The 21,842-nt window shown below is 65.0% G+C and carries 36 protein-coding genes; 35 read left to right on the forward strand and 1 reads right to left on the reverse strand.

The window, feature by feature from the left end; all coding sequences use genetic code 11:
- From K7W42_RS10400 to K7W42_RS10475, 16 genes are all read left to right on the forward strand, one after another.
- Positions 1-265, forward strand: a 265-nt coding sequence (locus K7W42_RS10400) for an EF-Tu C-terminal domain-related protein (RefSeq protein ID WP_500786056.1), incomplete at its 5' end; no start/stop codon positions are given.
- 5 nt (positions 266-270) lie between these two features.
- Entirely contained in the window at positions 271-594 is a 324-nt protein-coding gene (gene rpsJ, locus K7W42_RS10405; RefSeq protein ID WP_014685998.1) for a 30S ribosomal protein S10, read from the forward strand.
- Complete coding sequence (gene rplC, locus K7W42_RS10410) at positions 591-1,211, forward strand: 50S ribosomal protein L3 (protein ID WP_157458808.1); 621 nt, start codon at positions 591-593, stop codon at positions 1,209-1,211. Before rpsJ ends, rplC begins: the two co-directional genes overlap by 4 nt.
- A 3-nt stretch (positions 1,212-1,214) precedes the next feature.
- Positions 1,215-1,823: a 50S ribosomal protein L4 gene (gene rplD / locus K7W42_RS10415; protein ID WP_157458807.1), complete on the forward strand. Its 609-nt coding sequence runs from the start codon at positions 1,215-1,217 to the stop codon at positions 1,821-1,823.
- A complete protein-coding gene (locus K7W42_RS10420; RefSeq protein ID WP_157458806.1) occupies positions 1,820-2,107 on the forward strand; it encodes a 50S ribosomal protein L23 in 288 nt (95 codons plus the stop codon). The genes rplD and K7W42_RS10420 overlap by 4 nt, the downstream gene beginning before the upstream one ends.
- A gap of 14 nt (positions 2,108-2,121) precedes the next feature.
- Positions 2,122-2,955 carry a 50S ribosomal protein L2 gene (rplB, locus tag K7W42_RS10425; protein ID WP_157458805.1) on the forward strand — a complete coding sequence of 278 codons (834 nt, stop codon included), beginning with the start codon at positions 2,122-2,124 and terminating at the stop codon, positions 2,953-2,955.
- Positions 2,956-2,967: 12 nt separating this feature from the next.
- On the forward strand, positions 2,968-3,255 hold the full coding sequence (gene rpsS / locus K7W42_RS10430) for a 30S ribosomal protein S19 (protein ID WP_157458804.1): 288 nt from the start codon (positions 2,968-2,970) through the stop codon (positions 3,253-3,255).
- Positions 3,252-3,656 carry a 50S ribosomal protein L22 gene (rplV, locus tag K7W42_RS10435; protein ID WP_157458803.1) on the forward strand — a complete coding sequence of 135 codons (405 nt, stop codon included), beginning with the start codon at positions 3,252-3,254 and terminating at the stop codon, positions 3,654-3,656. Before rpsS ends, rplV begins: the two co-directional genes overlap by 4 nt.
- On the forward strand, positions 3,656-4,402 hold the full coding sequence (rpsC, locus tag K7W42_RS10440; RefSeq protein ID WP_157458802.1) for a 30S ribosomal protein S3: 747 nt from the start codon (positions 3,656-3,658) through the stop codon (positions 4,400-4,402). Before rplV ends, rpsC begins: the two co-directional genes overlap by 1 nt.
- Positions 4,402-4,827 carry a 50S ribosomal protein L16 gene (gene rplP, locus K7W42_RS10445; RefSeq protein WP_046843208.1) on the forward strand — a complete coding sequence of 142 codons (426 nt, stop codon included), beginning with the start codon at positions 4,402-4,404 and terminating at the stop codon, positions 4,825-4,827. The genes rpsC and rplP overlap by 1 nt, the downstream gene beginning before the upstream one ends.
- Entirely contained in the window at positions 4,814-5,020 is a 207-nt protein-coding gene (rpmC, locus tag K7W42_RS10450; protein WP_157458801.1) for a 50S ribosomal protein L29, read from the forward strand. The genes rplP and rpmC overlap by 14 nt, the downstream gene beginning before the upstream one ends.
- Entirely contained in the window at positions 5,017-5,301 is a 285-nt protein-coding gene (gene rpsQ, locus K7W42_RS10455; RefSeq protein ID WP_157458800.1) for a 30S ribosomal protein S17, read from the forward strand. Before rpmC ends, rpsQ begins: the two co-directional genes overlap by 4 nt.
- Complete coding sequence (gene rplN / locus K7W42_RS10460) at positions 5,298-5,702, forward strand: 50S ribosomal protein L14 (protein ID WP_022800312.1); 405 nt, start codon at positions 5,298-5,300, stop codon at positions 5,700-5,702. The genes rpsQ and rplN overlap by 4 nt, the downstream gene beginning before the upstream one ends.
- Positions 5,702-6,049, forward strand: a complete 348-nt coding sequence (gene rplX / locus K7W42_RS10465) for a 50S ribosomal protein L24 (RefSeq protein ID WP_157458799.1) — start codon at positions 5,702-5,704, stop codon at positions 6,047-6,049. Before rplN ends, rplX begins: the two co-directional genes overlap by 1 nt.
- Positions 6,050-6,112: 63 nt before the next feature.
- Positions 6,113-6,652, forward strand: a complete 540-nt coding sequence (rplE, locus tag K7W42_RS10470) for a 50S ribosomal protein L5 (RefSeq protein ID WP_157458798.1) — start codon at positions 6,113-6,115, stop codon at positions 6,650-6,652.
- A 9-nt stretch (positions 6,653-6,661) separates the two neighbouring features.
- Entirely contained in the window at positions 6,662-6,847 is a 186-nt protein-coding gene (locus K7W42_RS10475) for a type Z 30S ribosomal protein S14 (protein WP_157458797.1), read from the forward strand.
- A 61-nt stretch (positions 6,848-6,908) separates the two neighbouring features.
- On the opposite strand, the gene K7W42_RS10480 is transcribed toward K7W42_RS10475, so the two are convergent.
- Positions 6,909-7,307 (reverse strand): hypothetical protein, encoded by a 399-nt coding sequence (locus K7W42_RS10480; RefSeq protein ID WP_224574498.1) that lies wholly within the window; start codon positions 7,305-7,307, stop codon positions 6,909-6,911.
- Between the two features lie 345 nt (positions 7,308-7,652).
- Here K7W42_RS10480 and rpsH point away from each other — a divergent pair, with 345 nt between their 5' ends.
- From rpsH to K7W42_RS10575, 19 genes are all read left to right on the forward strand, one after another.
- Positions 7,653-8,054, forward strand: coding sequence for a 30S ribosomal protein S8 (rpsH, locus tag K7W42_RS10485; protein WP_157458795.1), 402 nt, complete (start codon positions 7,653-7,655; stop codon positions 8,052-8,054).
- A gap of 62 nt (positions 8,055-8,116) precedes the next feature.
- Positions 8,117-8,674: a 50S ribosomal protein L6 gene (gene rplF, locus K7W42_RS10490; protein WP_157458794.1), complete on the forward strand. Its 558-nt coding sequence runs from the start codon at positions 8,117-8,119 to the stop codon at positions 8,672-8,674.
- Positions 8,674-9,012 carry a 50S ribosomal protein L18 gene (rplR, locus tag K7W42_RS10495; protein ID WP_157458793.1) on the forward strand — a complete coding sequence of 113 codons (339 nt, stop codon included), beginning with the start codon at positions 8,674-8,676 and terminating at the stop codon, positions 9,010-9,012. Before rplF ends, rplR begins: the two co-directional genes overlap by 1 nt.
- Entirely contained in the window at positions 9,002-9,526 is a 525-nt protein-coding gene (gene rpsE, locus K7W42_RS10500) for a 30S ribosomal protein S5 (protein ID WP_157458792.1), read from the forward strand. Before rplR ends, rpsE begins: the two co-directional genes overlap by 11 nt.
- Positions 9,523-9,690, forward strand: coding sequence for a 50S ribosomal protein L30 (gene rpmD, locus K7W42_RS10505; protein WP_157458791.1), 168 nt, complete (start codon positions 9,523-9,525; stop codon positions 9,688-9,690). The genes rpsE and rpmD overlap by 4 nt, the downstream gene beginning before the upstream one ends.
- On the forward strand, positions 9,687-10,145 hold the full coding sequence (gene rplO / locus K7W42_RS10510; RefSeq protein WP_157458790.1) for a 50S ribosomal protein L15: 459 nt from the start codon (positions 9,687-9,689) through the stop codon (positions 10,143-10,145). The genes rpmD and rplO overlap by 4 nt, the downstream gene beginning before the upstream one ends.
- Positions 10,146-11,477, forward strand: coding sequence for a preprotein translocase subunit SecY (gene secY / locus K7W42_RS10515; protein ID WP_157458789.1), 1,332 nt, complete (start codon positions 10,146-10,148; stop codon positions 11,475-11,477).
- 144 nt (positions 11,478-11,621) lie between these two features.
- Positions 11,622-12,215 (forward strand): adenylate kinase, encoded by a 594-nt coding sequence (locus K7W42_RS10520; RefSeq protein ID WP_224574499.1) that lies wholly within the window; start codon positions 11,622-11,624, stop codon positions 12,213-12,215.
- Positions 12,216-12,372: 157 nt separating this feature from the next.
- Positions 12,373-13,779, forward strand: a complete 1,407-nt coding sequence (locus K7W42_RS10525; RefSeq protein WP_224574500.1) for a polysaccharide deacetylase family protein — start codon at positions 12,373-12,375, stop codon at positions 13,777-13,779.
- A gap of 29 nt (positions 13,780-13,808) precedes the next feature.
- Positions 13,809-15,773, forward strand: coding sequence for a putative bifunctional diguanylate cyclase/phosphodiesterase (locus K7W42_RS10530; RefSeq protein WP_224574502.1), 1,965 nt, complete (start codon positions 13,809-13,811; stop codon positions 15,771-15,773).
- A 113-nt stretch (positions 15,774-15,886) separates the two neighbouring features.
- Positions 15,887-16,486: a hypothetical protein gene (locus K7W42_RS10535; RefSeq protein ID WP_224574504.1), complete on the forward strand. Its 600-nt coding sequence runs from the start codon at positions 15,887-15,889 to the stop codon at positions 16,484-16,486.
- A gap of 219 nt (positions 16,487-16,705) precedes the next feature.
- Positions 16,706-16,948, forward strand: coding sequence for a translation initiation factor IF-1 (gene infA / locus K7W42_RS10540; protein ID WP_012693978.1), 243 nt, complete (start codon positions 16,706-16,708; stop codon positions 16,946-16,948).
- A 115-nt stretch (positions 16,949-17,063) separates the two neighbouring features.
- On the forward strand, positions 17,064-17,177 hold the full coding sequence (rpmJ, locus tag K7W42_RS10545; RefSeq protein WP_012693977.1) for a 50S ribosomal protein L36: 114 nt from the start codon (positions 17,064-17,066) through the stop codon (positions 17,175-17,177).
- A gap of 2 nt (positions 17,178-17,179) precedes the next feature.
- Entirely contained in the window at positions 17,180-17,560 is a 381-nt protein-coding gene (rpsM, locus tag K7W42_RS10550) for a 30S ribosomal protein S13 (RefSeq protein WP_157458783.1), read from the forward strand.
- 3 nt (positions 17,561-17,563) lie between these two features.
- The gene (rpsK, locus tag K7W42_RS10555; protein WP_046843186.1) at positions 17,564-17,959 is read left to right on the forward strand and encodes a 30S ribosomal protein S11; all 396 of its coding nucleotides are present in this window, start codon (positions 17,564-17,566) and stop codon (positions 17,957-17,959) included.
- A 143-nt stretch (positions 17,960-18,102) separates the two neighbouring features.
- The gene (rpsD, locus tag K7W42_RS10560; RefSeq protein WP_157458782.1) at positions 18,103-18,723 is read left to right on the forward strand and encodes a 30S ribosomal protein S4; all 621 of its coding nucleotides are present in this window, start codon (positions 18,103-18,105) and stop codon (positions 18,721-18,723) included.
- Positions 18,724-18,737: 14 nt separating this feature from the next.
- Positions 18,738-19,739, forward strand: coding sequence for a DNA-directed RNA polymerase subunit alpha (locus K7W42_RS10565; protein ID WP_224574505.1), 1,002 nt, complete (start codon positions 18,738-18,740; stop codon positions 19,737-19,739).
- A 30-nt stretch (positions 19,740-19,769) separates the two neighbouring features.
- Entirely contained in the window at positions 19,770-20,120 is a 351-nt protein-coding gene (rplQ, locus tag K7W42_RS10570) for a 50S ribosomal protein L17 (protein WP_157458781.1), read from the forward strand.
- Positions 20,121-20,505: 385 nt separating this feature from the next.
- Entirely contained in the window at positions 20,506-21,636 is a 1,131-nt protein-coding gene (locus K7W42_RS10575; RefSeq protein ID WP_157458780.1) for a GGDEF domain-containing protein, read from the forward strand.
- Positions 21,637-21,842: the final 206 nt, after the last annotated feature.

Below are 21,842 nucleotides of genomic sequence, written 5' to 3' on the forward strand. Positions count from 1 at the left end.
GAGCGTGTACGTGCTCTCGAAGGATGAAGGCGGGCGTCACAGCGCGTTCTTCGGCGGGTACCGTCCCCAGTTCTACTTCCGCACGACGGACGTGACGGGTGTGGTGGAACTGCCTGAAGGCGTGGAAATGGTGATGCCGGGCGACAACATCACGTTCATCGTGGAACTGATCAAGCCCATCGCCATGGAAGAAGGCCTGCGCTTCGCCATCCGCGAAGGTGGCCGCACCGTCGGCGCTGGCGTCGTTGCTAAGGTTCTGGAGTAATAGACATGGTTGCCCCGAAAATCCGCATTAAACTGCGTGGCTTCGACCACAAGGCGCTGGACCAGTCCGCCAGCAAGATCGTGGACACCGTGCGCCGCACCGGCGCCGATGTGAGCGGCCCTGTGCCCCTCCCCACCCGCATCCGCCGCTTCTGCGTGCTGCGTAGCCCCTTTGTCAACAAAGACAGCCGCGAGCACTTTGAAATCCGCACCCACAACCGTCTGGTGGACATCATGAACCCCACCAAGAAGACGATTGACAGCCTCATGACCCTCGACCTGCCCACTGGTGTGGACATCGAGATCAAGACGGTGGGAGGCCGCGCATGAAGGGCATCCTCGGCACCAAGATCGGCATGACCCAGATCTGGAAGGGCGACCGCGCCATTCCCGTGACGGTGGTGCTGGCGGGTCCCTGCCCTGTGGTGCAGCGCAAGACCTCGGTTGTGGACGGCTACGAAGCTGTGCAGATCGGTTACGCCCCCAAGCGCGAAAAGAGCGTCACCAAGCCCCAGGCCGGCCACTTCAAGAAGTACGGCGTGTCGCCTGTGCGCTTCCTGCGTGAATTCCGCGGCTTTGCCCCCGAAGGCGACACCGTGAGCGTGGAGATTTTCGCTGAAGGCGAGAAGATCGACGCCACCGGCACCAGCAAGGGCAAGGGCTTCCAGGGCGTCATGAAGCGCTGGAACTTCAAGGGTGGTCCCGCGAGCCACGGGTCCAAGAAGTGGCACCGCCGCCCCGGTTCGATCGGCCAGCGCAAGACGCCCGGCCGCGTGTACAAGGGCAAGCGCATGGCTGGCCACATGGGCATGGAGCGCATCACCGTGCAGAACCTCGAAGTGGTCGAGATTCGCGCCGAAGAGAACATCATCCTGGTCAAGGGTGCAATTCCCGGCGCCAACGGTGGCCTCGTCGTGCTGCGTCAGGCTGCCAAGGGAGGCAAGTAAGACATGGCGCAGATCAACGTCATCGGCCAGAACGGGGGGCGCACCATTGACCTCGAACTGCCGGAAGTGAATAAGGGCGTGCTGCACGACGTGGTGACCTGGCAACTCGCCAGCCGCCGCCGCGGCACCGCCAGCACCAAGACCCGCGCGCAGGTCAGCGCCACGGGCAAGAAGATGTTCTCCCAGAAGGGCACGGGCAACGCCCGTCACGGCGACCGCAGCGTCCCCACCTTCGTGGGCGGCGGCGTGGCCTTCGGGCCCAAGCCCCGCAGCTACAGCTACACCCTGCCCCGCAAGGTGCGTCAGCTGGGCCTGGCGATGGCCCTGGCCGCGCGCCAGGAAGACGGCAAGCTGACCGCTGTGGACGGCTTTGGCCTTGACGGCAAGACCAAGGGCTTTGTGAGCTGGGCCAAGGACAACGGCATGGACGGCAGCGAGCGCGTGCTGATCGTGACCGACGACGCGCAGGCCCGTCAGGCCGCGCGCAACGTCGCCTGGGCCACCGTGCTGCCCGTGGCCGGCCTGAACGCCTACGACATCCTGCGTCACGACCGCCTGGTCATTGACGCCGTGGTGCTGGAGCCCGCGCAGGAAGAAGGGGAAGAGGCATGAGCCACTACGACATCATTCAGGCGCCGGTGGTCAGCGAGAAGGCTTACGCCGGCATGGAGCGCGGCGTCTACAGCTTCTGGGTCAGCCCCAAAGCCACCAAGACGGACATCAAGAGCGCCATTCAGAAGGCGTTCGGCGTTCAGGTCGTTGGCATCAGCACCATGAATGTGCCCGGCAAGCGTAAGCGCGTGGGCAAGTTCATCGGTCAGCGCGCCGACCGCAAGAAGGCCATCGTTCGCCTCGCCGAAGGCCAGACCATTGCCGCCCTTGAGGGCCAGGCCTAAGGAGAGCTGAAGACATGGCCGTCAAGAAATACCGTCCCTATACCCCCAGCCGTCGCCAGATGACGACTGCGGACTTCAGTGGACTGACCAAGAAGCGCCCCGAGAAGGCGCTGACCGAAGCCCTGCCCAAGAGCGGTGGCCGCAACAACCGTGGCCGCATCACCAGCCGCTTTATCGGCGGCGGGCACAAGCGCCTGTACCGCGTCATCGACTTCAAGCGCCGCGGCAAGGCGGGCGTGCCGGCCAAAGTGGCCGCCATCGAGTACGATCCCAACCGCAGCGCGCGCATCGCCCTGCTGCACTACGTGGACGGCGAGAAGCGCTACATCCTGGCCCCTGAAGGTCTGACCGTTGGCCAGATGGTCAACGCTGGCCCCGAGGCCGAGCCCAAGCTGGGCAACGCCCTGCCGCTGCGCTTCGTACCGGTGGGCGCCGTCGTGCACAGCGTGGAACTGGTCCCCGGCAAGGGTGCCCAGATCGCCCGCAGTGCTGGCACCAGCATTCAGGTGCAGGGCAAGGAAAGCGACTACGTGATCCTGCGCCTGCCCAGCGGCGAACTGCGCCGCATCCACAGCGAGTGCTACGCGACCATCGGCACGGTGGGTAACGCCGAGCACAAGAACATCAACCTGGGTAAGGCCGGGCGCAGCCGCTGGCTGGGCCGCAAGCCACACCAGCGCGGCAGCGCCATGAACCCCGTGGATCACCCCCACGGCGGTGGTGAAGGCCGTACCGGCGCCGGCCGCGTGCCGGTCAGCCCCTGGGGCCAGCCTGCCAAGGGCCTGAAGACCCGCAAGAAGCGCAAGAACAGCGACCGCTTCATCATCACCCGCCGCGGCGGGAAGTAAGGAGGGTAGAGCATGCCCCGCAGCCTCAAGAAAGGCCCGTTCGTGGATGACCACCTCCTGAAAAAGGTGGACGCTCAGAACGACAAGAAAGACAAGCGCGTCATCAAGACGTGGAGCCGCCGCAGCACCATCGTGCCTGAAATGATTGGTCACACCATCGCTGTCCACAACGGCAAGCAGCATGTGCCGGTGTTCGTCAACGAGCAGATGATCGGCCACAAGCTTGGCGAGTTCAGCCCCACCCGCAGCTACCGCGGCCACGGCGCGGACAAGAACGCCAAGGGGAGCAAGAAGAAATGACCGCCCCCGCCTCTGAATTCCGCAACAAGAAGCAGCGCAAGCAGCAAGTCAAGCTGCGCCGCCCCGGCTACGCCGTGGCCAAGTACGTGCGCATCAGCCCCCGCAAGGTGCGTCTGGTCGTGGACGTGATCCGCGGCAAGAGCGTTCGTGACGCCGAGGACCTGCTGCGCTTTATCCCCCGCGCCGCCAGCGAGCCGGTGGCCAAGGTGCTGAACAGCGCCAAGCACAACGCGCTGCACAACGACGAGATGCTGGAAGACCGTCTGGTCATCACGGCGGCCTACGTAGACGCCGGCCCGACCCTCAAGCGCCTGATTCCCCGGGCGCGCGGCAGCGCCAACATCATCAAGAAGCGCACCAGCCACATCACCATCATCGTGGGCGAGAAGGGAGCCAAATAATGGGCAACAAGATCAACCCCAACGGCTTCCGCCTGGGCATCACGCGTGGCTGGAACAGCCGCTGGTACGCTGGTAAGAAGCAGTACGCCGGCCTGCTGAAAGAAGACGAGAAGATCCGCAAGCTCGTCGGCAAAAAGCTCAGCGCCGCTGGCATTGCCCGCGTAGAGATTGAGCGCGCTGGCCAGCAGGTCAACGTGATCATCAGCGCGGCCAAGCCGGGCATCGTGATCGGCAAGGGCGGCGAGAGCATCAAGGAGCTGCGCCAGGACATCGAGCGCCTGGTGTCGGCCGGCACCGTTGCGGTGAACGTGGGCGAAATCCCCAACCCCAACATCAGCGCGCCCCTGGTCGCCCTGCGCATCGCCGAGCAGATCGAGCGCCGCTTTGCCTTCCGCCGCGCCATGAAGCAGGCCGCGCAGCGCGTGATGGAATCGGGCGCCCGTGGCGTCAAGATCATCCTGTCAGGCCGCCTGGGCGGAGCCGAGCAGGCCCGCACCGAGATGGTGCGCGAAGGCCGCGTGCCCCTGCACACCCTGCGCGCCGACATCGACTACGGCACTGCCCGCGCCGAGACCACCTACGGCAGCCTGGGCATCAAGGTCATGGTCTTTACCGGTGAAGTTATCGGTGGCCGCACCGAGACCTTCGCGCGTCCCCAGCGCCGCAACGACGAGCGCCGCCGCGAAGACGGTGACCGTCCCAACCGCCGCCGCCCCGCCGCGCGGCGCCGCCCCGGAGGTGAGTGATGCTTCTTCCCAAGCGCACCAAGTTCCGTAAACAGCACCGCGGCCGGATGACCGGTGACGCCAAGGGCGGCGACTACGTCGCGTTCGGCGACTTCGGCCTGATCGCCCTGGAACCTGCCTGGATCAAGAGCAACCAGATTGAGGCCTGCCGCATCGTCATGAGCCGTCACTTCCGCCGTGGGGGCAAGATCTACATCCGCATCTTCCCCGACAAGCCCGTGACGAAAAAGCCCGCCGAAACCCGAATGGGTAAGGGGAAAGGGGCCGTGGAGTACTGGGTGAGCGTCGTCAAGCCCGGCCGCGTGATGTTCGAAGTGTCCGGCGTGACCGAGGAGCAGGCCAAGGAAGCCTTCCGCCTGGCCGGTCACAAGCTGCCCATCCAGACCAAGATGGTCAAGCGCGAGGTTTACGATGAAGCCCAGTGAGATGCGTAACCTGGGAGCTGACGATTTCGCGCGTGAAATCGAGTCCCGCAAGAAAGAACTGATGGAACTGCGCTTCCAGGCGGCCATGGGCACCCTGGCCCAGCCGCACCGCGTCCAGCAGCTTCGCCGTGAAGTCGCTCAGCTCAACACCATCCGCACCGAGCTGAGCCAGAAGCAGGGAGAGCAGGCATGAAAAAGACCTTTACCGGCGTCGTCGTCAGCGACAAAGCCGACAAGACGGTCAGCGTCAAGGTCGAGCGCAAGTTTGCTCACCCGCTGTACGGCAAGGTCGTGACCCGCAGCCACAAGTACGCGGCCCACGACGAGAACAACGAGTACAAGATTGGTGACCGCGTCGAGATCATCGCCGTGCGTCCCATCAGCAAGACCAAGACCTGGAAAGTCACCAAGCTGGTCGAGCGTCCCCGCGGCATTGAAACCACCGCCGTGGAGACTGAAGGCGGTGCCGCATGATCATGCCCCAGTCCCGCCTGGACGTGGCGGACAACAGCGGCGCACGTGAAATCATGTGCATCCGCGTGCTGAACAGCGGCATTGGCGGTAAGGGTCTGACCACCGGGGGCGGCGGCAACAAGCGCTACGCCCACGTGGGGGACATTATTGTCGCCAGCGTCAAGGACGCCGCGCCCCGCGGCACCGTCAAGGCGGGCGACGTGGTCAAGGCCGTGGTCGTGCGTACGTCACACGCCATCAAGCGTGCCGACGGCAGCACCATCCGCTTTGACAAGAACGCCGCCGTCATCATCAACAACCAGGGCGAGCCCCGCGGCACCCGCGTCTTCGGGCCAGTGGCCCGCGAGCTGCGTGACCGCCGCTTTATGAAGATTGTGTCCCTGGCCCCGGAGGTGCTGTAATGCCCCGTCCCAGCGCTGGTAGCCACCACAACGACAAGCTGCACGTCAAGAAGGGTGACACCGTCATCGTTCTGAGCGGCAAGCACAAAGGCCAGACCGGTAAGGTGCTGCTCGCCCTGCCGCGCGACCAGAAGGTCGTCGTGGAAGGCGTGAATCTCGTCACCAAGAACGTCAAGCCCAGCCCCGCTAGCCCCCAGGGCGGCCAGGAACAGCGCGAGCTGGCCCTGCACGCCAGCAAGGTCGCTATCGTCGACCCTGAAACTGGCAAGGCGACCCGCATCCGCAAGGCGATTGTGGACGGCAAGAAAGTCCGCGTGGCTGTGGCCAGCGGCAAGAACATCGACTGACTTTCAGGGGCACCCGCCTAATGGGTGCCCTGCGCGGCCTTTTTCCGCGCGAAGCGAGGCAACATGCAGACCCTCAAGACCAAATACAACGAACAGGTGCGCCCCAGCTTGGTGCAGCAGTTCGGTTACACCTCGGTGATGGCGGCGCCACGCATCGAGAAAATCGTGATTAACGAGGGCCTTGGCTCCAGCAAGGAAGACAGCAAGGCCATCGACAAGGCGGCCAAAGAGCTGGGCCTGATCACCCTGCAAAAGCCCATCGTGACCAAGGCGAAGAAGAGCATCAGCAACTTCAAGCTGCGTCAGGGCATGCCGGTCGGCATCAAGGTCACGCTGCGCGGCGAGCGCATGTACGTGTTCCTGGAAAAGCTGATCAACATCGGCCTGCCCCGTATCCGTGACTTCAAGGGCGTCAACCCCAACGCCTTTGACGGCCGTGGCAACTACAACCTGGGCATCAAAGAGCAGCTGATTTTCCCCGAAATCACCTACGACATGGTGGACAAGGTGCGCGGCATGGACATCACCATCGTGACCACCGCCAAGACCGACGAGGAAGCCCGCGCGCTGCTGCAGGCGATGGGCCTCCCGTTCCGGAAATAAGGAAGCGTTATGGCGAACACCTCGAAAGTTGTCAAAGCAGCGCGCGGCCATAAATTTGCCGTGCAGAACTATAACCGTTGCAGCCGCTGTGGCCGCGCGCGCGGTTACTACCGCTTCTTCGGCATGTGCCGCATCTGCATCCGCGAGATGGCGCACAAGGGCGAACTGCCCGGCGTGAAGAAGAGCAGCTGGTAAGCCCCAGCAATATAAAGCCCCCTCGCATTGGAGGGGGCTTTTGAGTTTCGGACCTGGCTTTCTATTTCAATAGGTCTTTGAAATCATCGATATAGGGCCGGGCGCTGTAATTGCCACGCTCGTAGTAGGCGGTGATGAGGCCCGCCTTGTCGGTTCTGAAAATATCCCAACCGCAGACCCGCTCCGCTTCAGAGAAGTAGCGGCCTGAATAGTCCTGGGTGGTGATTGTTCGGCCGGTCTGACCACAGTATTCGATAAAGTATTCAGTGTAGCCCAGCGTGTGCTCAATGCGCTCAGCGCGGAAACGTGAAGTGACGACTGCGATGTTTTGCCCCACCAACTGCACGAAGGGTTCGTTCTTCCAGGGATTGCCGAATACCTTTCGGAGCGGGCCGGGAGCACACGCCGTAAGGGCGCTGGCTAAAGCAGCAAAGCAGAGTAGAGAAGTCATTTTTTTCATAGGCCTAATCCTCCAGGGTGCCAGTTCAGCTGAACCACCCTAGGCGCCCGTACAGCCAAAGGCTCCAATTGCTTTTTAAGGGCCGCTGCATTACACTCTCCAATTGCCGTGTCTTGACTTCTGTCTTGGCCCGGCGCTGTGCCCCCCGGATACGAACTGGCCCCTTTGGCCTGTCATCGTCTGGTGGAGGAGAAGACCCAACAGGAGAAGGCGCTGCCCAGCAGCCCACATTCGACTTGGGGAGAAGCGTGCCCGTCCGCCAGCCTTGTCTGGGGCCGGGCCACCTGCCGGGAGCAGGCCTGTGTACAGGAACCAGCCCGGATCAACACAAGCCCTGGAGGCTCCATGTTGAGTGACCCTATCGCCGATATGCTCACGCGCATCCGCAACGCGACGCGCACCCACAAGGAGACCGTGGATGTCCCGGCCTCCAAGTTCAAGGAAGAGCTCGCCAAGCTGCTCGTGGCCGAAGGCTACGTGGCGTCTTACGAGCGCACCCTGCCCGAAGGTCAGAAGTTCGACGTGCTGCGCCTGACCCTGAAGTACGGTGCCAAGCGCGAGCAGGTCATCAAGCACATTGAGCGCATCAGCCGCCCAGGCCGCCGCGCCTACGTGAGCGCCGAGAACCTGCCCCGCATCCAGCGCGGCCTGGGCCTGGCCGTGGTGTCCACGAGCAAGGGGCTGCTGCCCGACCGCGAAGCCCGCAAGCAGGGCGTCGGCGGCGAAGTTATCTGCGTTCTCTGGTAATCCCAGCAGGCGCACCTCACCTGACCTCGCGCAAGCGAATTTAAGGCATAAGGAGGACAGCTATGTCCCGTATCGGAAGACAACCCATTGCCGTGCCCAGCGGCGTGACCCTGAGTGCCGAAGGCGGCCTCTTTAAGGTCAAAGGCCCCAAGGGCGAGCTGACCGTTCCCTACAACCAGGAACTGACCATCACGCGCGACGGCGACACCCTGCTCGTGGAGCGGCCCAGTGACCAGCAGCGTCACCGCGCCCTGCACGGCCTGACCCGCACCCTGGTGGCCAATGCCGTCAAGGGCGTCAGCGAGGGCTACACCATCAACCTGGAACTCAAGGGCGTGGGTTTCCGCGCCAAGCTGAGCGGCAAGGCGCTGGAGATGACCATCGGCTACAGCCACCCCGTCATCATTGAGCCTCCGGCCGGCGTGAGCTTCACCGTGCCCGAGCCCACCAAGATTGACGTGAGTGGCATTGACAAGCAGCTGGTCGGTCAGGTGGCCGCCAACGTGCGTAAAGTCCGTAAGCCTGACGCCTACCACGGCAAGGGCGTGCGCTTCGCAGGCGAGAAGATCAGCCTCAAGGCCGGTAAGGCTGGTGCCACCGGCGGCAAAGGGAAGAAATAATGGCGACCCAGACGACCACGCGCCGCAAGCTGCGCGCCCGCCGCAAGGTGCGGCAGGCCGCCGGCGAGCGCCTGCGCCTCAGCGTGTACCGCTCCAGCAAGCACATTTACGCCCAGATTATCGACGACAGCAAGGGCATCACCCTCGCTGCGGCTTCCTCGGCCGCTGTCAAGACGGGCACCAAGACCGACACCGCCGCCGCCGTGGGCAAGGCCCTGGCCGAAGCAGCCGCCGCCAAAGGCGTCAAGACGGTGGTTTTTGACCGTGGTCAGTTCCGCTACCACGGACGCGTGAAGGCGCTGGCAGACGCGGCGCGGGAGGGTGGCCTTGACTTTTAATCGTCGTAATGACCGGAACGCCGAGCGCGAGAGCAGCGAATTCGAAGAGAAGATGCTGTTTGTCAACCGCACCTCCAAGACCTACCAGGGGGGCCGCCGCTTCCGTTTCGCCGCGCTCGTCATCCTGGGCGACCGCAACGGCCGCGTGGGCATGGGGATTGGCAAGGCCAAGGAAGTGCCCGTGGCCATTGAAAAGGCCAAGAGCATCGCCCGCAAGAACATGATCAGCGTGCCCGTGGAAAACGGCACCATTCCCCACGACATCGTGGGCGAAAACAGCACCAGCCGCGTGCTGCTCAAGCCTGCCGGCCCCGGTACCGGCGTGATTGCGGGCACCGTACCCCGCAGCATCGCCGAACTGGCCGGCATCACCAACCTGCTGTCCAAGGAACTGGGCAGCCGCAACAAGGTGAACGTGGCCTACGCCGTGTTCGACGGCCTCAAGAACCTCCGCACCGCCAAGCAGGTTCGTGCCCTGCGCGGCGAGGTGCAGCCCACCGGAGGCGCCCAATGAAAGTTACCCTCAAGCGCAGCGTCATCGGTCGCCCTGGCTACCAGGTCAAGACCGTGCAGGCGCTGGGCCTCAAGAAGATCGGCGACAGCCGTGAACTGCATGACACGCCCGCCGTGCGCGGCATGGTGAACACCGTCAAGCACCTGCTGGAGGTGCAAGAATGAAACTTCACGAACTGACGCCCCACGCGGGCAGCCGCAAGAACCGTAAGCGCGTGGGCCGTGGCCCCGGCGGCACCGACAAGACGGCCGGCCGTGGTCACAAGGGCCAGAAGTCGCGCAGCGGCGCGGGCAAGGGCAGCTTTTTTGAGGGTGGCCGCAGCCGCCTGATCGCCCGCCTGCCCAAGAAGGGCTTTAACAATGTGGGCATCACCTTTGAAGTGGTGAACCTGGCCCAACTGGCCAACATTGAAGACGGCACCATTGACCGCAATGTGCTGGAACTCGCGGGCCTGGTGCGCCGCAAGAACCGCGCCGTCAAACTGCTGGGCGGCGGCGAAATCAGCCGCGCCGTGACCATCCATGTGGACGCGGCCAGCGAAGGTGCCATCAAGGCCGTGGAAGCGGCTGGCGGCAAGGTCATCCTGCCCGAAGCGAACGAAGCCGAGAAGGCAGAGTAAATGCTGCGCGCCTTCCGCGACGCATTCCGGATTCCGGAGCTTCGGCGGAAGATTGTCTTCACCCTGCTGCTCCTCGCCGTGTACCGGCTGGGGAGCAGCATTCCCACACCAGGGGTGAACGGGGCCGCGCTGAGTAACGCAGACTCAGCCGGCCTTTTTGGCCTGATCAGCATGATTTCGGGCGGCAATCTTTCGCAGTTCTCGATCTTCGCGCTGGGCGTGCTGCCGTACATCACGGCCAGCATCGTCATTCAGCTGATGACGACCACCATCCCGGCCCTGGAGAAACTCTCCAAGGAAGGGGAAGAAGGCCGCAAGAAAATCAACCAGTACACCCGCTACGCGGCGGTGGGGCTGGGCGCGGTGCAGGCGCTGTTTTTCGCGCTGTACATCAATGCCAACCCCAGCTTTATTGCTGTGGGCTGGACGCCAGGGCTGTTTACCATCATCGTGATGGTGCTGACCCAGGTGGCGGGCGTGGCCTTTACCATGTGGCTCGGCGAGCGCATGACCGAAGTCGGCGTGGGCAACGGCATCAGCCTGATTATCACCGCCGGGATTATCGCCATGTACCCCGGCGAGATTGCCAATACGGCGGCGCTGGTGCGCGCTGATCCGGACGGCAACTGGCTGCTGCGCCTGCTGGCCTTTGGCGCCGTGGTGCTGGTGACCATTGCGGGCATCGTGTACGTGTACCAGGCCGAGCGCCGGGTGCCCGTCACCTACGCCCGCGCCCGTGGCGGTGCAGCCGGTCAGGCGCGCGGCGCCGGTCAGGCCACCTGGTTGCCGATCAAGGTCAACCAGGCGGGCGTGATTCCGGTCATCTTTGCCAGCGCCATGCTGATTATCCCCAACCTGATTGCCAGCGCCACGGCGGAGCGTGCGCCTCAGGTCAATGCGTTTATCCAGACGTACCTGACTTTTGGACAGCCCGGCTATATCGCGCTGGAAGCCCTGCTGATTTTCGGCTTCACGTACCTGTACAACAGCGTGCAGTTTGACCCCAAACGCATTGCCGAACAGCTGCGCGAAGCAGGCGGGTTCATTCCGGGCGTTCGTCCGGGGACGCCTACCGCCGAATTTCTGGGCACCATCAGCAGCCGCCTGAGCCTGTGGGGCGCCATCTTCCTGGTGGTGCTGACGGTGCTGCCGCAGCTGGTGCAGAGTGCCACGAACATCACGACCTTCCAGTTCAGTGGCACGGGCCTGCTGATCATTGTGGGTGTGGCGCTCGAAACCCTGAAGCAGCTTGAAGCCCAGCTGACCGTGCGCCGCTACGACGGCTTTATTTCGAAAGGCCGCATTCGTGGCCGCATGAACCGCGACAACTGAAGGTGCTGCGTGCGGGCCGTCCCTCCCGGTGGGGGACGGTTTTTTTGGCCTCGTCACCCCTGTGGGAACAGGGGCCAGGCAGATGGGGAGTGGCCCAAACGTGCCCTTTAGACACTATGCTGGAACAGAATGGAGGACGCAGAAGTGACTCAATCCAAACACAACGTCGTTATCTTCCTGGGGCCGCCCGGCGCGGGCAAAGGCACGCAGGCGGAGCGGCTGGCGCAGGACAAGGGCCTGGTAAAAATCAGCACCGGGGACATTCTGCGCGACCATGTGGTGCGCGGCACCGATCTGGGCCAGCAGGTCAAGCCCATTCTGGACGCCGGTACCCTGGTGCCCGACGAGATTCTGATTGCCCTGATTCGGGACAAGCTCGCCGATATGGAGCATGTGCGCGTGATTTTTGACGGGTTCCCGCGAACCACGGCCCAGGCGCAGGCCCTGGACATGCTGCTGGAAGAATTGGGCGCGCCGGTCAGTGCGGTGCCCCTGCTGGAGGTGCCCGATGAGGTGCTGGTCGGCCGCATCGTGGAGCGGGGCCGGCAGGCAGCGGCGCGCGGCGAGGCAGTGCGCAGCGACGACACCGAGGAGGTCGCCCGCAGGCGCCAGCAGGTTTACCGCGAGCAGACCCAGCCGCTGATTGACTATTACTCTGGGCGCGGGCACCTGTACCGGGTGGACGGCGTGGGCGGCCTGGATGAGGTGTACGGCCGCATTCAGACGGGCATGAAGTAAAACCAACCCGGCAGGGACCGGCCGCTGTGGGCAGATGCCCAGGCGGCCGGTTTCATTTGCCCCTGACGGAGAAGCAGAGCCCTTAAAGTAAGAATGCGGTGGGAGAACCCTGCTAGTCTCTTGAGGAGACCTTATGTTTTCTCATTGTGGATGGCTCTTGCGCCGCGCTCTGTCCCTACGTCTGCTGCTCGGTCTGGCGCTGGTGCTGAGCCTCTCGGGGCCGGTGCAGGCCAAGCCGATGGTGCTTGTGTTTCACCAGGTAGGCGCTGGGGGCGGCGCGTCGCTGGGCATTGCTCCAGATGCGCTGCGGCGCCGTGTCGAAACGCTGCGGCGCCTGGGCTACCGCTTTGTGACCTCCAGTGAAGCGGCCCGCGCGCCCGCAGCTGAACGGGTGGCGGTCATCCAGTTTGACGACGGCTTCGAGAGTGTGTACCGCCTGGCCTTTCCGGTGCTGCGCGAGCTGGGGGTGCCCGGCACGACCTATATCATCTGGTCGCGGCTGGGCCAGGCAGGGAGCCTGACCCCTGCCCAGGTCAAGGAGCTGCGCGCGGCCGGCTGGGAGGTCGGCACCCACTCCCAGTCTCACGCGGCGCTGGCCGACCTTAGCCCGCGTGGCCTGCGGCGCGAGCTGGGGCCCGCTGGTGGGGAAGGGCCGGCCCGTGACCCCGCCGCCTCTCCTGAAGCTGGGGTGCGCTGCGTCGCCTATCCGCTTAACCGCCACGACGCGCGGGTGCGCCGTGAAGCCCAGCGGCAAGGGCTGACCTGCGGGGTGGCGGGTGGCCCAGCGCCCCTGACCCGCACCGACCCGATGGCGCTGCCGGCCCCAGCGATTACTCCCTGGGACGACACCCTGCTGCCCATGCGCGCCCGCTGGGGCGTGGACGCGCGCACGCCTTTGCTGGTGGCCGGGGTGCTGGGGCCGGCCCTGGACGGGCTGGGCCGCCCTCACCCGTCGGCGCTGCCCCCACGCACCTGGAATCTGGCCCACCACGAGCTGCTGGGCAACGGTCTGGTCAGTGCGGGCGTGCGGGCTGGCGGGGGTGGTCTGGAACGCGACACCCGCCTGGCCTGGCGAGAGGGCGCCTGGAGTGTCAATCTGGCTGCGCGCCGGGGGGTTGGGCCGGACGGGGGCAGCTACGCAGGCCTGGGCGCGGCCCTGAACCTGGGAGCGCTGAATCTGGCGCCGGTCACGCTGGCCGCCGGGCTGGATTCGGGCGGGCCGCTGCTGGGCGGGGCCGTGGCGCTGGGAGGCTACGGCGAGGTCTGGGGACGGGCCAGCCGCGTGCCGGACGGCTGGACCTGGGCCTGGGGGGCCACCCTGATTCCCGCCGACTACGTGCAGGTGTCGGGCGCACAGGACCGCGCGGGAGCGCAGCTGGGGCTGCGCGCGGCGCTGCCCTGGCAGAGCGGCGAGGGCCGGCCGCTGCGGCTGGGCGGCGGCTACCGCTGGGGCGAGGGCGCCGGTCCCTATGCCGAGCTGGAATACCGGGTGGGCAGTTACAGCGTGACAGCGGAGGTCAGCGGCGCCCGGCGCTTTGGGGTCAAATTCGTCGCGGTCTGGTAAGGGCAGACCTGCTACCGTCAGCAGAGGCGATGAATCAACCGGCCACAGCACAGACCGGGGAGACGGGGCGTGCGGCCCCGGCGCTCCCGCACGCGGCGGGCACCCTCTGGACCACCCTGGGCGGCATTCTGCTGGGGCATACGCTCTCCCTGTGGCAAGGGGCGCTGCTGCCGGACCTGGTCACGCCACTGGACTGGCTGCTGGGGGGCGCAACCCTGATGATCATGCTGGGGCTGGCGCTGCTGGGGGCACTGGGCCAGGCAGGGCGCCGAACGCTGGTGTCGCTCCTGATCGTGGTCAACGCCGTCTTTCTGCTGGGGCGGCTGAGCGTGGCCCTCTTTGTGGTGGCGACGCCCGAACGGGTGGTGCTGGACCTGGCCACGCTGATGGCCTGGACCCTGACGGTGCCCATGCTGGAGGCCAGCATGCGGACCAGTGCCGCTGCGCGCGCGGCCGGCGCTGGCATGCCACTGGCGCTGCTGGTGTTGGCGGTCACGTTTGCCCTGACCCCGCAGGGCGCGCGGGCCGGGCCGGTGGTGTGGTTTGGGCTGGCCCAGCTGTGCCTGGTGTGCGGCACGGTGTACCTGTCGGCGCGCGTGACGCTCCGGCTGCGCCGGGCGCTGCGGTCCACACAGGCCAGCAATCAGGAACTGGCGCGCCTGGCCCTGACAGACCCGCTGACGGGCCTGGGCAACCGCGCGGCGCTGGACGCTGCCCTAGAGGCCAGGGTCGAGACAGGCGTGCCGTTCGTGACCCTGTTTCTGGACCTCGACGGATTCAAAGCCGTTAACGACGCGCATGGCCACGCGGTCGGCGACCAGTTACTCGGGCTGGTGGCTGAGCGCCTGCGGCCCCTGGCAGCGGGCGGCGACCTGACGCGCGTCAGTGGGGACGAATTCGTGCTGCTGCTGCCCCTGTGGCCAGGCGCCGACTCGGTGGCCGAGGCCGCGCAGGCAGCCGCGCGCGTGGTGGCGGCGCTGGGCAGTCCCTTTGTCCTGCGCACGGAGCCGCTGCACCTGAGTGTCAGTGTGGGGGTCAGCCGCTTTCCCGAGGACGGGGCCGATGGCCGGGCGCTGCTACTGCGCGCTGACCAGGCCATGTATCGCGTCAAGCGCCGGGGCCGGGGGGGCCTGCATCTGGCGGGCGACACCGAGGAGCATCCGGGCCTGTTGCCGGGCGCCGCACCCGTGCTGGAGCGCCCGGTCCTGGAGCGTGACCTGCGGCTGGCCCTGGCGCGGGGTGAACTGCAGCTGGCCTTTCAGCCCATCTGTGACCTGCGCAGTGGCCGTCCCCTGGCGGCCGAGGCGCTGGCGCGCTGGGTGCATCCAGCGTCCGGGTCAATTGGGCCGGACATGTTTGTGCCGCTGGCCGAAGCCTGTGGGCTGTCCGGGCCTCTGGGAGACTGGGTCCTGCGCACCGCCCTGGCCGAAGCGGCGCGCTGGCCCGCAGCGGGGCTTGCGGGCCTGACCCTGTGCGTCAATGTGTCGCCAGGCCAGCTGACGCAACCGGGGTGGCCCGAGGCTGTAGGCCGCGCCCTGGCCGAGTCAGGCCTGACGCCGGGCCAGCTTCAGCTGGACCTCACAGGGGATCTGGCTGATTCCAGCCCCGCCCTAAGTGCGCAGGTCATGGCGCTGCGCAGCCTGGGCGTCCGGGTTGGTCTTGACGATTTTGGGGCTGGGCTGGCCGCGCTGGCCCACCTGGGCGAAGTGGCCCTGAGTGACCTCAAGATTGACCGGGCCTATGTACGGGGGTTAGAGGCGTCGGGCGGACGGCCCCCGCTCGGGCAAACGGTGCTGCAAGCGGTCGTGGCACTGGCCGCTGAGCATGGCCTGACCCTGACCGCCGAGGGCGTCGAGACCCCGGCGCAGCGCGCCGCTCTCCTGGCGCTGGGCTGCCAGCGCAGCCAGGGGTTTCTCTTCTCGCCGCCGGTGGATGCCACGCAGCTGGCGGCGACCCTCAGGCGCTTGCAGCAAACGGCGGCCGGGCCACCCTGAAGCCCAGGGAAGTGTATGGCGGGTCATTAACACAGAGGTGCCCTTTCAATCCAGTCGGCCCCTCTGAAGCGTGATCTCATGGAGAGCTGACTTCCCTTAGAGAAGCTGAAGGCGTGAAGACTCTGATTGGACTGAGCGCTGTTCTGGGCAGCGTGGCACTCGCGGCCGCCGCTTACACGCAGGTGGACATCACCATCAAGACCGAGATGTCAGATGGCCAGCTGGGCGCGTCGGCCACCGCGTCGCCTGTGCTGGGGGTGCGCAATCCCACCGTCAAAAATGGGGTGGCCTACGTCGGCATGACGCGCCAGATGGGGGAATACAGCGCAGTGCTGGGCACCAAACTGCCGGTGAACCTCCACCTGAATCTGACGCAGGGGAGTCTGAAAGGGCAACTGACCGGGGTGCCGCTGCGGGGCCTGACCATGACCACCCAGCAAACGGACGTCGCCCTGACCTTGCCCGCCGGCACCTACAGCGGCACCCTGAAGACCCAGCAGGGCGAGGTTCAACTTCGTGTTCCGGCCGGCACCGGCGTGCAGTTCACCCTGCAAAAATTCAGCATGGGCAGCCTCAGCATCAACAACAAGACCGTGGTGGACACGATGGAGGCCTCCGGCACCTACGCCACGCCCAACTTTGAGGCGGCCAAGAACAAGATTCGTCTGACGGTCACCAGCGATCAAACCGACCTCAGTGTCGTGAATCAGTAAAGCCACTGACGCTCAAAGGCGCCGGGTGAACCTAAGAGGTAGGCGCAACAGCGAAGGTGCCCCAGGCTCTTGAAAGACAAGCCAGCGGTCGTCCGAACTTGGACAATGGGTGCCTGACCAGTCCCCTCGCTGCCATCAGGTCTTGCCGATTCCTTGAGCTGCGTGATACCTTTACGTTTGGCTTGTATCAGGCCTGGAGGTTGCGTGGCGAGACGAAAGATGCCGGAACAGCGGGAAAAGCGTAAGAAAGAAGAGTCCGATACCGTGCGGGCTGAGGGCGTGGTGGAAGAGGCGCTGCCGAACACCACGTTCCGCGTGAAGCTGGATACGGGACACGACATTCTGGCTTACATTAGCGGCAAGATGAGGATTCACTACATCCGCATTCTGCCGGGCGACCGTGTGGTTCTGGAAATCAGTCCCTACGACACGACGCGTGGGCGCATCGTCTACCGCAAGTAAGCCCAGGGCCGAAGTACCCAACAGATTCCCTGCCCGCAGACGGCAGACCGGGGGTCGAGCGCTGCCAGCAGCTCCTCATGATGGAGGAGCGGCGCGGCGGCGCGAGGAGGACGCAATGAAAGTTCGCAGCAGTGTCAAAAAGATGTGCGACAACTGCAAAGTGATCCGCCGCCATGGGCGCGTGCTGGTCATTTGCTCTAACGTCAAGCACAAGCAGAGGCAGGGTTAATCATGGCGCGTATTGCTGGCGTTGACCTGCCGCGCGAAAAGCGCATTGAAATTGGCCTGACCTACATCTACGGCATCGGCCTGACCCGCAGCAAGGAAATTCTCGCCCGGACCGGTATTAACCCCGACACCCGCGTGAAGGCCCTGACTGAAGCCGAGCAGAGCACCCTGCGCGAAGCCGTCGAGAAGACCTACAAGGTCGAAGGCGACCTGCGCAGCGAAGTCGGCCAGAACATCAAGCGCTTGATGGACATTGGCGCTTACCGTGGCCTGCGTCACCGCCGCGGCCTGCCCGTGCGCGGCCAGCGCACCAAGACGAACGCCCGCACCCGTAAGGGCCCGCGCAAGACCGTCGCCGGCAAGAAAAAGGCCACGAGGAAGTAAGCCATGGCGAAGAGCACCAAAGGCAAGACCCCGCGCCGCGCCCGGCGCAACATCAGCGCTGGCCGCGCGTACGTGCACGCCAGCTACAACAACACCATCGTGACCATCACGGATCTGGACGGCAACTCTGTCGCCTGGTCCAGTGGCGGCACGATTGGGTACAAAGGCAGCAAGAAGGGTACGCCCTACGCTGCCCAGCTGGCCGCAGCCGACGCCGTGAAAAAGGCTCAGCAGACGTTCGGCATGAACATCGTGGACGTGATTGTGCGCGGCTCGGGTTCCGGCCGCGAGCAGGCCATCCGCGCCATTCAGGCCTCGGGCATTGAAGTGAAGTCCATCATGGACGACACCCCCGTGCCCCACAACGGCTGCCGCCCCAAGAAGAAGTTCCGCGCCTAAAGCGCCAAGCCGCTGCCCACCTGCCCCGCTTCCGCTGCCCCCTTACGGGCATAAGCCTCACCACAGGCGAGGAAGCGGGCTCCAGAGGGCCGCAGACCCGGTGGCCCGCCAAATAAGGCTGACACCGTAAGGAGAGTTTGAACATGGGTCGTTTCCGTGGTTCCATTACCAAGCAGAGCCGCCGCGAAGGCATCAACCTCGCGGAGACTGAAAAAGTCCAGAAGTACCTGGACAAGCGTCCCTACGCGCCCGGCCAGCACGGCCAGCGCCGTGGCCGCACCCGTCCCAGCGACTACTCGGTGCGCCTGCGTGAAAAGCAGAAGCTCGCCCGCCTCTACGGCATTGGCGAAAAGCAGTTCCGCAACCTCTTTGAGGAAGCCAGCAACGTCCCCGGCGTGACCGGCACCGTGTTCCTGCAGCTGCTGGAACGCCGCCTGGACAACGTCGTGTTCCGCATGGGCTTTGCCAGCACCCGCCGTCAGGCCCGCCAGTTCGTGGGCCACGGCCACATTTTTGTCAACGGCAAGAAAGTGGACATTGCCAGCTACCGCGTCAAGATTGGCGACGAGATCAGCGTCTCGGAAGTCAGCCGCAAAATCGGCTTTATTCAGGAAAACATGGAAGCGCAAAAGCGCCGCCGCGTGTCCCCCTGGGTGGAACTGGACGCCGAGAACTTCAAGGGCACCTTCTCCCGCCTGCCCGCGCGTGAAGACCTCGCCCTGCCCATCAACGAGAACTTCATCATCGAGTACTACTCGCGCTAAATCAGGAGGCCCCAGTGGATCAAAAGCGCCCTCAACTCAAGGCCCGCGTGGACGGCGACTACGGCGAATTCGTCCTGGAGCCGCTCACGCGCGGTTACGGCGTCACCATCGGGAACCCCATCCGGCGCATCCTGATGTCCTCGATCCCCGGTACGGCTGTCACCAGCGTGTACATCGAGGACGTCTTGCACGAGTTCTCCACCATTCCTGGCGTCAAGGAAGATGTCATTCAGATCATCCTGAACCTCAAGGAACTGGTCGTGAAGTTTCACGCCTCTGGTCCCAAAACCCTGACGCTGCGCGCGCAGGGTGAAGGGGCGGTGCGCGCCAGCGCCTTTGAAGTGCCCAGCGACGCCGAGATTGTCAACCCCGATCTCGTGATTGCCAACCTCGCCGAGGACGGCAAGCTGGTCATGGAAGTGCGCGTGGAAGAAGGCGAAGGCTACGTGCCCGCCGACAAACACGCCACCAAGGACCGCATCAACTCCATTCCGGTGGACGCGGTGTTCTCGCCGGTGCGCCGCGTGGCCTACCACGTGGAAAACACCCGCGTGGGCCAGCAGACCGACCTGGACCGCCTGATTCTGCGCGTCTGGACCGATGGCAGCACCGGGCCCCAGGACGCGGTGGACAAAGCGGTCGAGATTCTGCGTGACGAACTGACCGTGTTCGGCAACGTCGAAACCCTGCCGCCGGTTGTGCCCGAGTACCAGCAGCCGGTCTATACCCCTGCGCTCAGTGCGCCCAGCGTGTATGACCTGCCGCCGGCGACCAGCAGCGTGAACCTGAATCCCGGTGATTACCCCGCCGAGCTGGACACGCCCCGCGTGACCCTCGAAGGGCTGGGCCTGACCACCCGCGTGCTGCACTCTCTGAAGGAAGAAGGCATCGACAGCGTGGACGCCCTGTGCGCGCTGAGTGACCGCGACCTGAAGAAAGTGCCGGGCATTGGTGAGCGCAGCCTAGACGAAATCAAACAGCAACTTGCCCAGTTCGGCCTCGCTCTGCGCGATTAAGCCGCTGCTGGATCTTTAAGGAGATTTCCTATGCGTCACGGTAAAGCCGGTCGCAAGCTCAACCGCAACAGTAGTGCCCGCACCGCCCTGGCCCGTGCCCAGGCGACGGCGCTGCTGCGCGAGGGCCGCATTCAGACGACCCTGACTAAGGCCAAAGAGCTGCGCCCCTATGTTGAGAAACTCATCACCACTGCCAAGGGCGGCGACCTGCACGCCCGCCGTCTGGTGGCCCGCGACATCCAAGACAACGCCGTGGTGCGCAAAGTCATGGATGAAGTGGCCCCCAAGTACGCTGACCGTCCCGGTGGCTACACCCGCATCCTGCGCGTGGGCACCCGCCGCGGCGACGGCGTGACGATGGCCCTGATCGAACTCGTCTAAAGCCTGTTAAGGCGTGTGGCCCTGCCCTCGTGGCGGGGCCATATTTTTTTGATATGAGAGACTCTTTTGAATCCTCTGGCGTTGCTCTGGTGCGGCCTGGCAGAAGGGTGTCGTTTGAAGGGGAGAACTGCGCATCTCTCAAGTCTATGTGGGGTCGCGGTCTGTGACGGCCAGGCGCTCTGTTCGCCTCAGCGTGATGAAGGGTTGCCTCACTCGGCTTGAGGACCACTCTCAAAACTGACAGGCGCTCTGATGAGTCAGGATGACTTGCCCTCAGCTCGAAGTTGCGGAGAGACACCTGCGGCTCTGACCCGCTGTCAGCCCAGTGGCACGGCAGCCCAGGAAAAGTGGCGCGAGGGTGGGCTGAACTTCGTATGATGAGGCCATGCACGTGCCCCGGCTGCCGCGTGGCCCCTTTGACCCGGCAGAGCTGTCTCTCAGAGAGCGCCGACTGTTTACCCGCCTGATTTTGCCGGGCGGCGCCTTGGCTTTGGCCGTGCCCCTCTGGCTGCATGCCCAGACCCCTTACCTGTGTATCTACGATCAGCAGCTGCTGCCAGTCATGATGGTCGCGCTGCTCCTACTGGGTCTGCTGAGCTGGACGCGGCTGCCCCTGTTTTGGATAGAAATTGCAATGGTGGCGGTGCTGAACAGCTTTATCGTCTCGCGTCTGGGCTATATGCTGGCGGTGCCGACGCTGCATGACCGCGCCGCGCTGCTGTCCCCCACCTTGCCCTGGACCCTGGTGACGCTGCTGCTGAATGCCTGGGTGTTTCCGGGTTCATTGGCGGTGCGCCTGAACTTTGCCCTGCTGTGCAGCCTGGTGCTCTGCATGCTGGCTTGGTGGCCCGCCGAGGCCACTTCAGAGCAGCCGTATCTGATTAGCGCCCTGGTGCAACTGGTGCTGGCGGTGCTGGCCGTGCTGGCGGCGCAGGTGGTGGTCAACCGTCACACCTCGCTGGTCAGCCGCCTGACCCGGCAGGCCCTGCAAGAAGCGCACACCGACGCCCTGACTGGCCTGCCCAACCGCCGCGCGCTGCTGCACGCCCTGGACGGGCTGACCCGTCCGATGACGATGGTGGGGCCGCGGCTGGCGGCGGCGCTGGTGGATGTGGACCATTTCAAGCGCGTCAACGACGAACACGGCCACCCACGAGGCGACGAGGTGCTGCGCGCCCTGGCTGTGCATCTGCGTGCCCAGCAGCCGGCCGGCGGCGTGGTGGGGCGCTACGGCGGCGAGGAGTTTCTGTGTCTGCTGATGGTGCCCGACGAAGCGGCGGCCCTGGAATTCTGCGAGCGCCTGCGCAGCCGCATGACCCGTGAGCCGCTGGCCGGACTGCCCATCACGGTCAGCGTGGGCCTGGCGGTGGTAGGTGCGCCGGTGCATGTGCCGACGCTGCTGGACGCGGCCGACGAGGCGCTGTATCAGGCCAAGCATGCTGGGCGTAACCGCGTGCATCTGGCCGGGTCTGTGCAGAGCCGCGCGGCCGATCTGCCTTTTTTGACCAGCAGCTAAGGCAGATGCAGGTGGCAGGTCCACCACTGGGCGTCAAGCGAATGTGGAGGGTGGTGGCTCCGGATATGGCGTGAGTCAACTGCTGCTCTGGCGTTTTCGTCACGATCCAGATGGCACTTCAGCTTCAGGAGAAGGCCAGTCTAGTAGTCCCTAGCTGAGAGGCCTACTCCAGTTGCCAGAAGTCCAAAAGGGGCGCAGAGCTTGCT

The sequence above is a fragment of the Deinococcus betulae genome (assembly GCF_020166395.1).
Lineage (GTDB): Bacteria > Deinococcota > Deinococci > Deinococcales > Deinococcaceae > Deinococcus > Deinococcus betulae.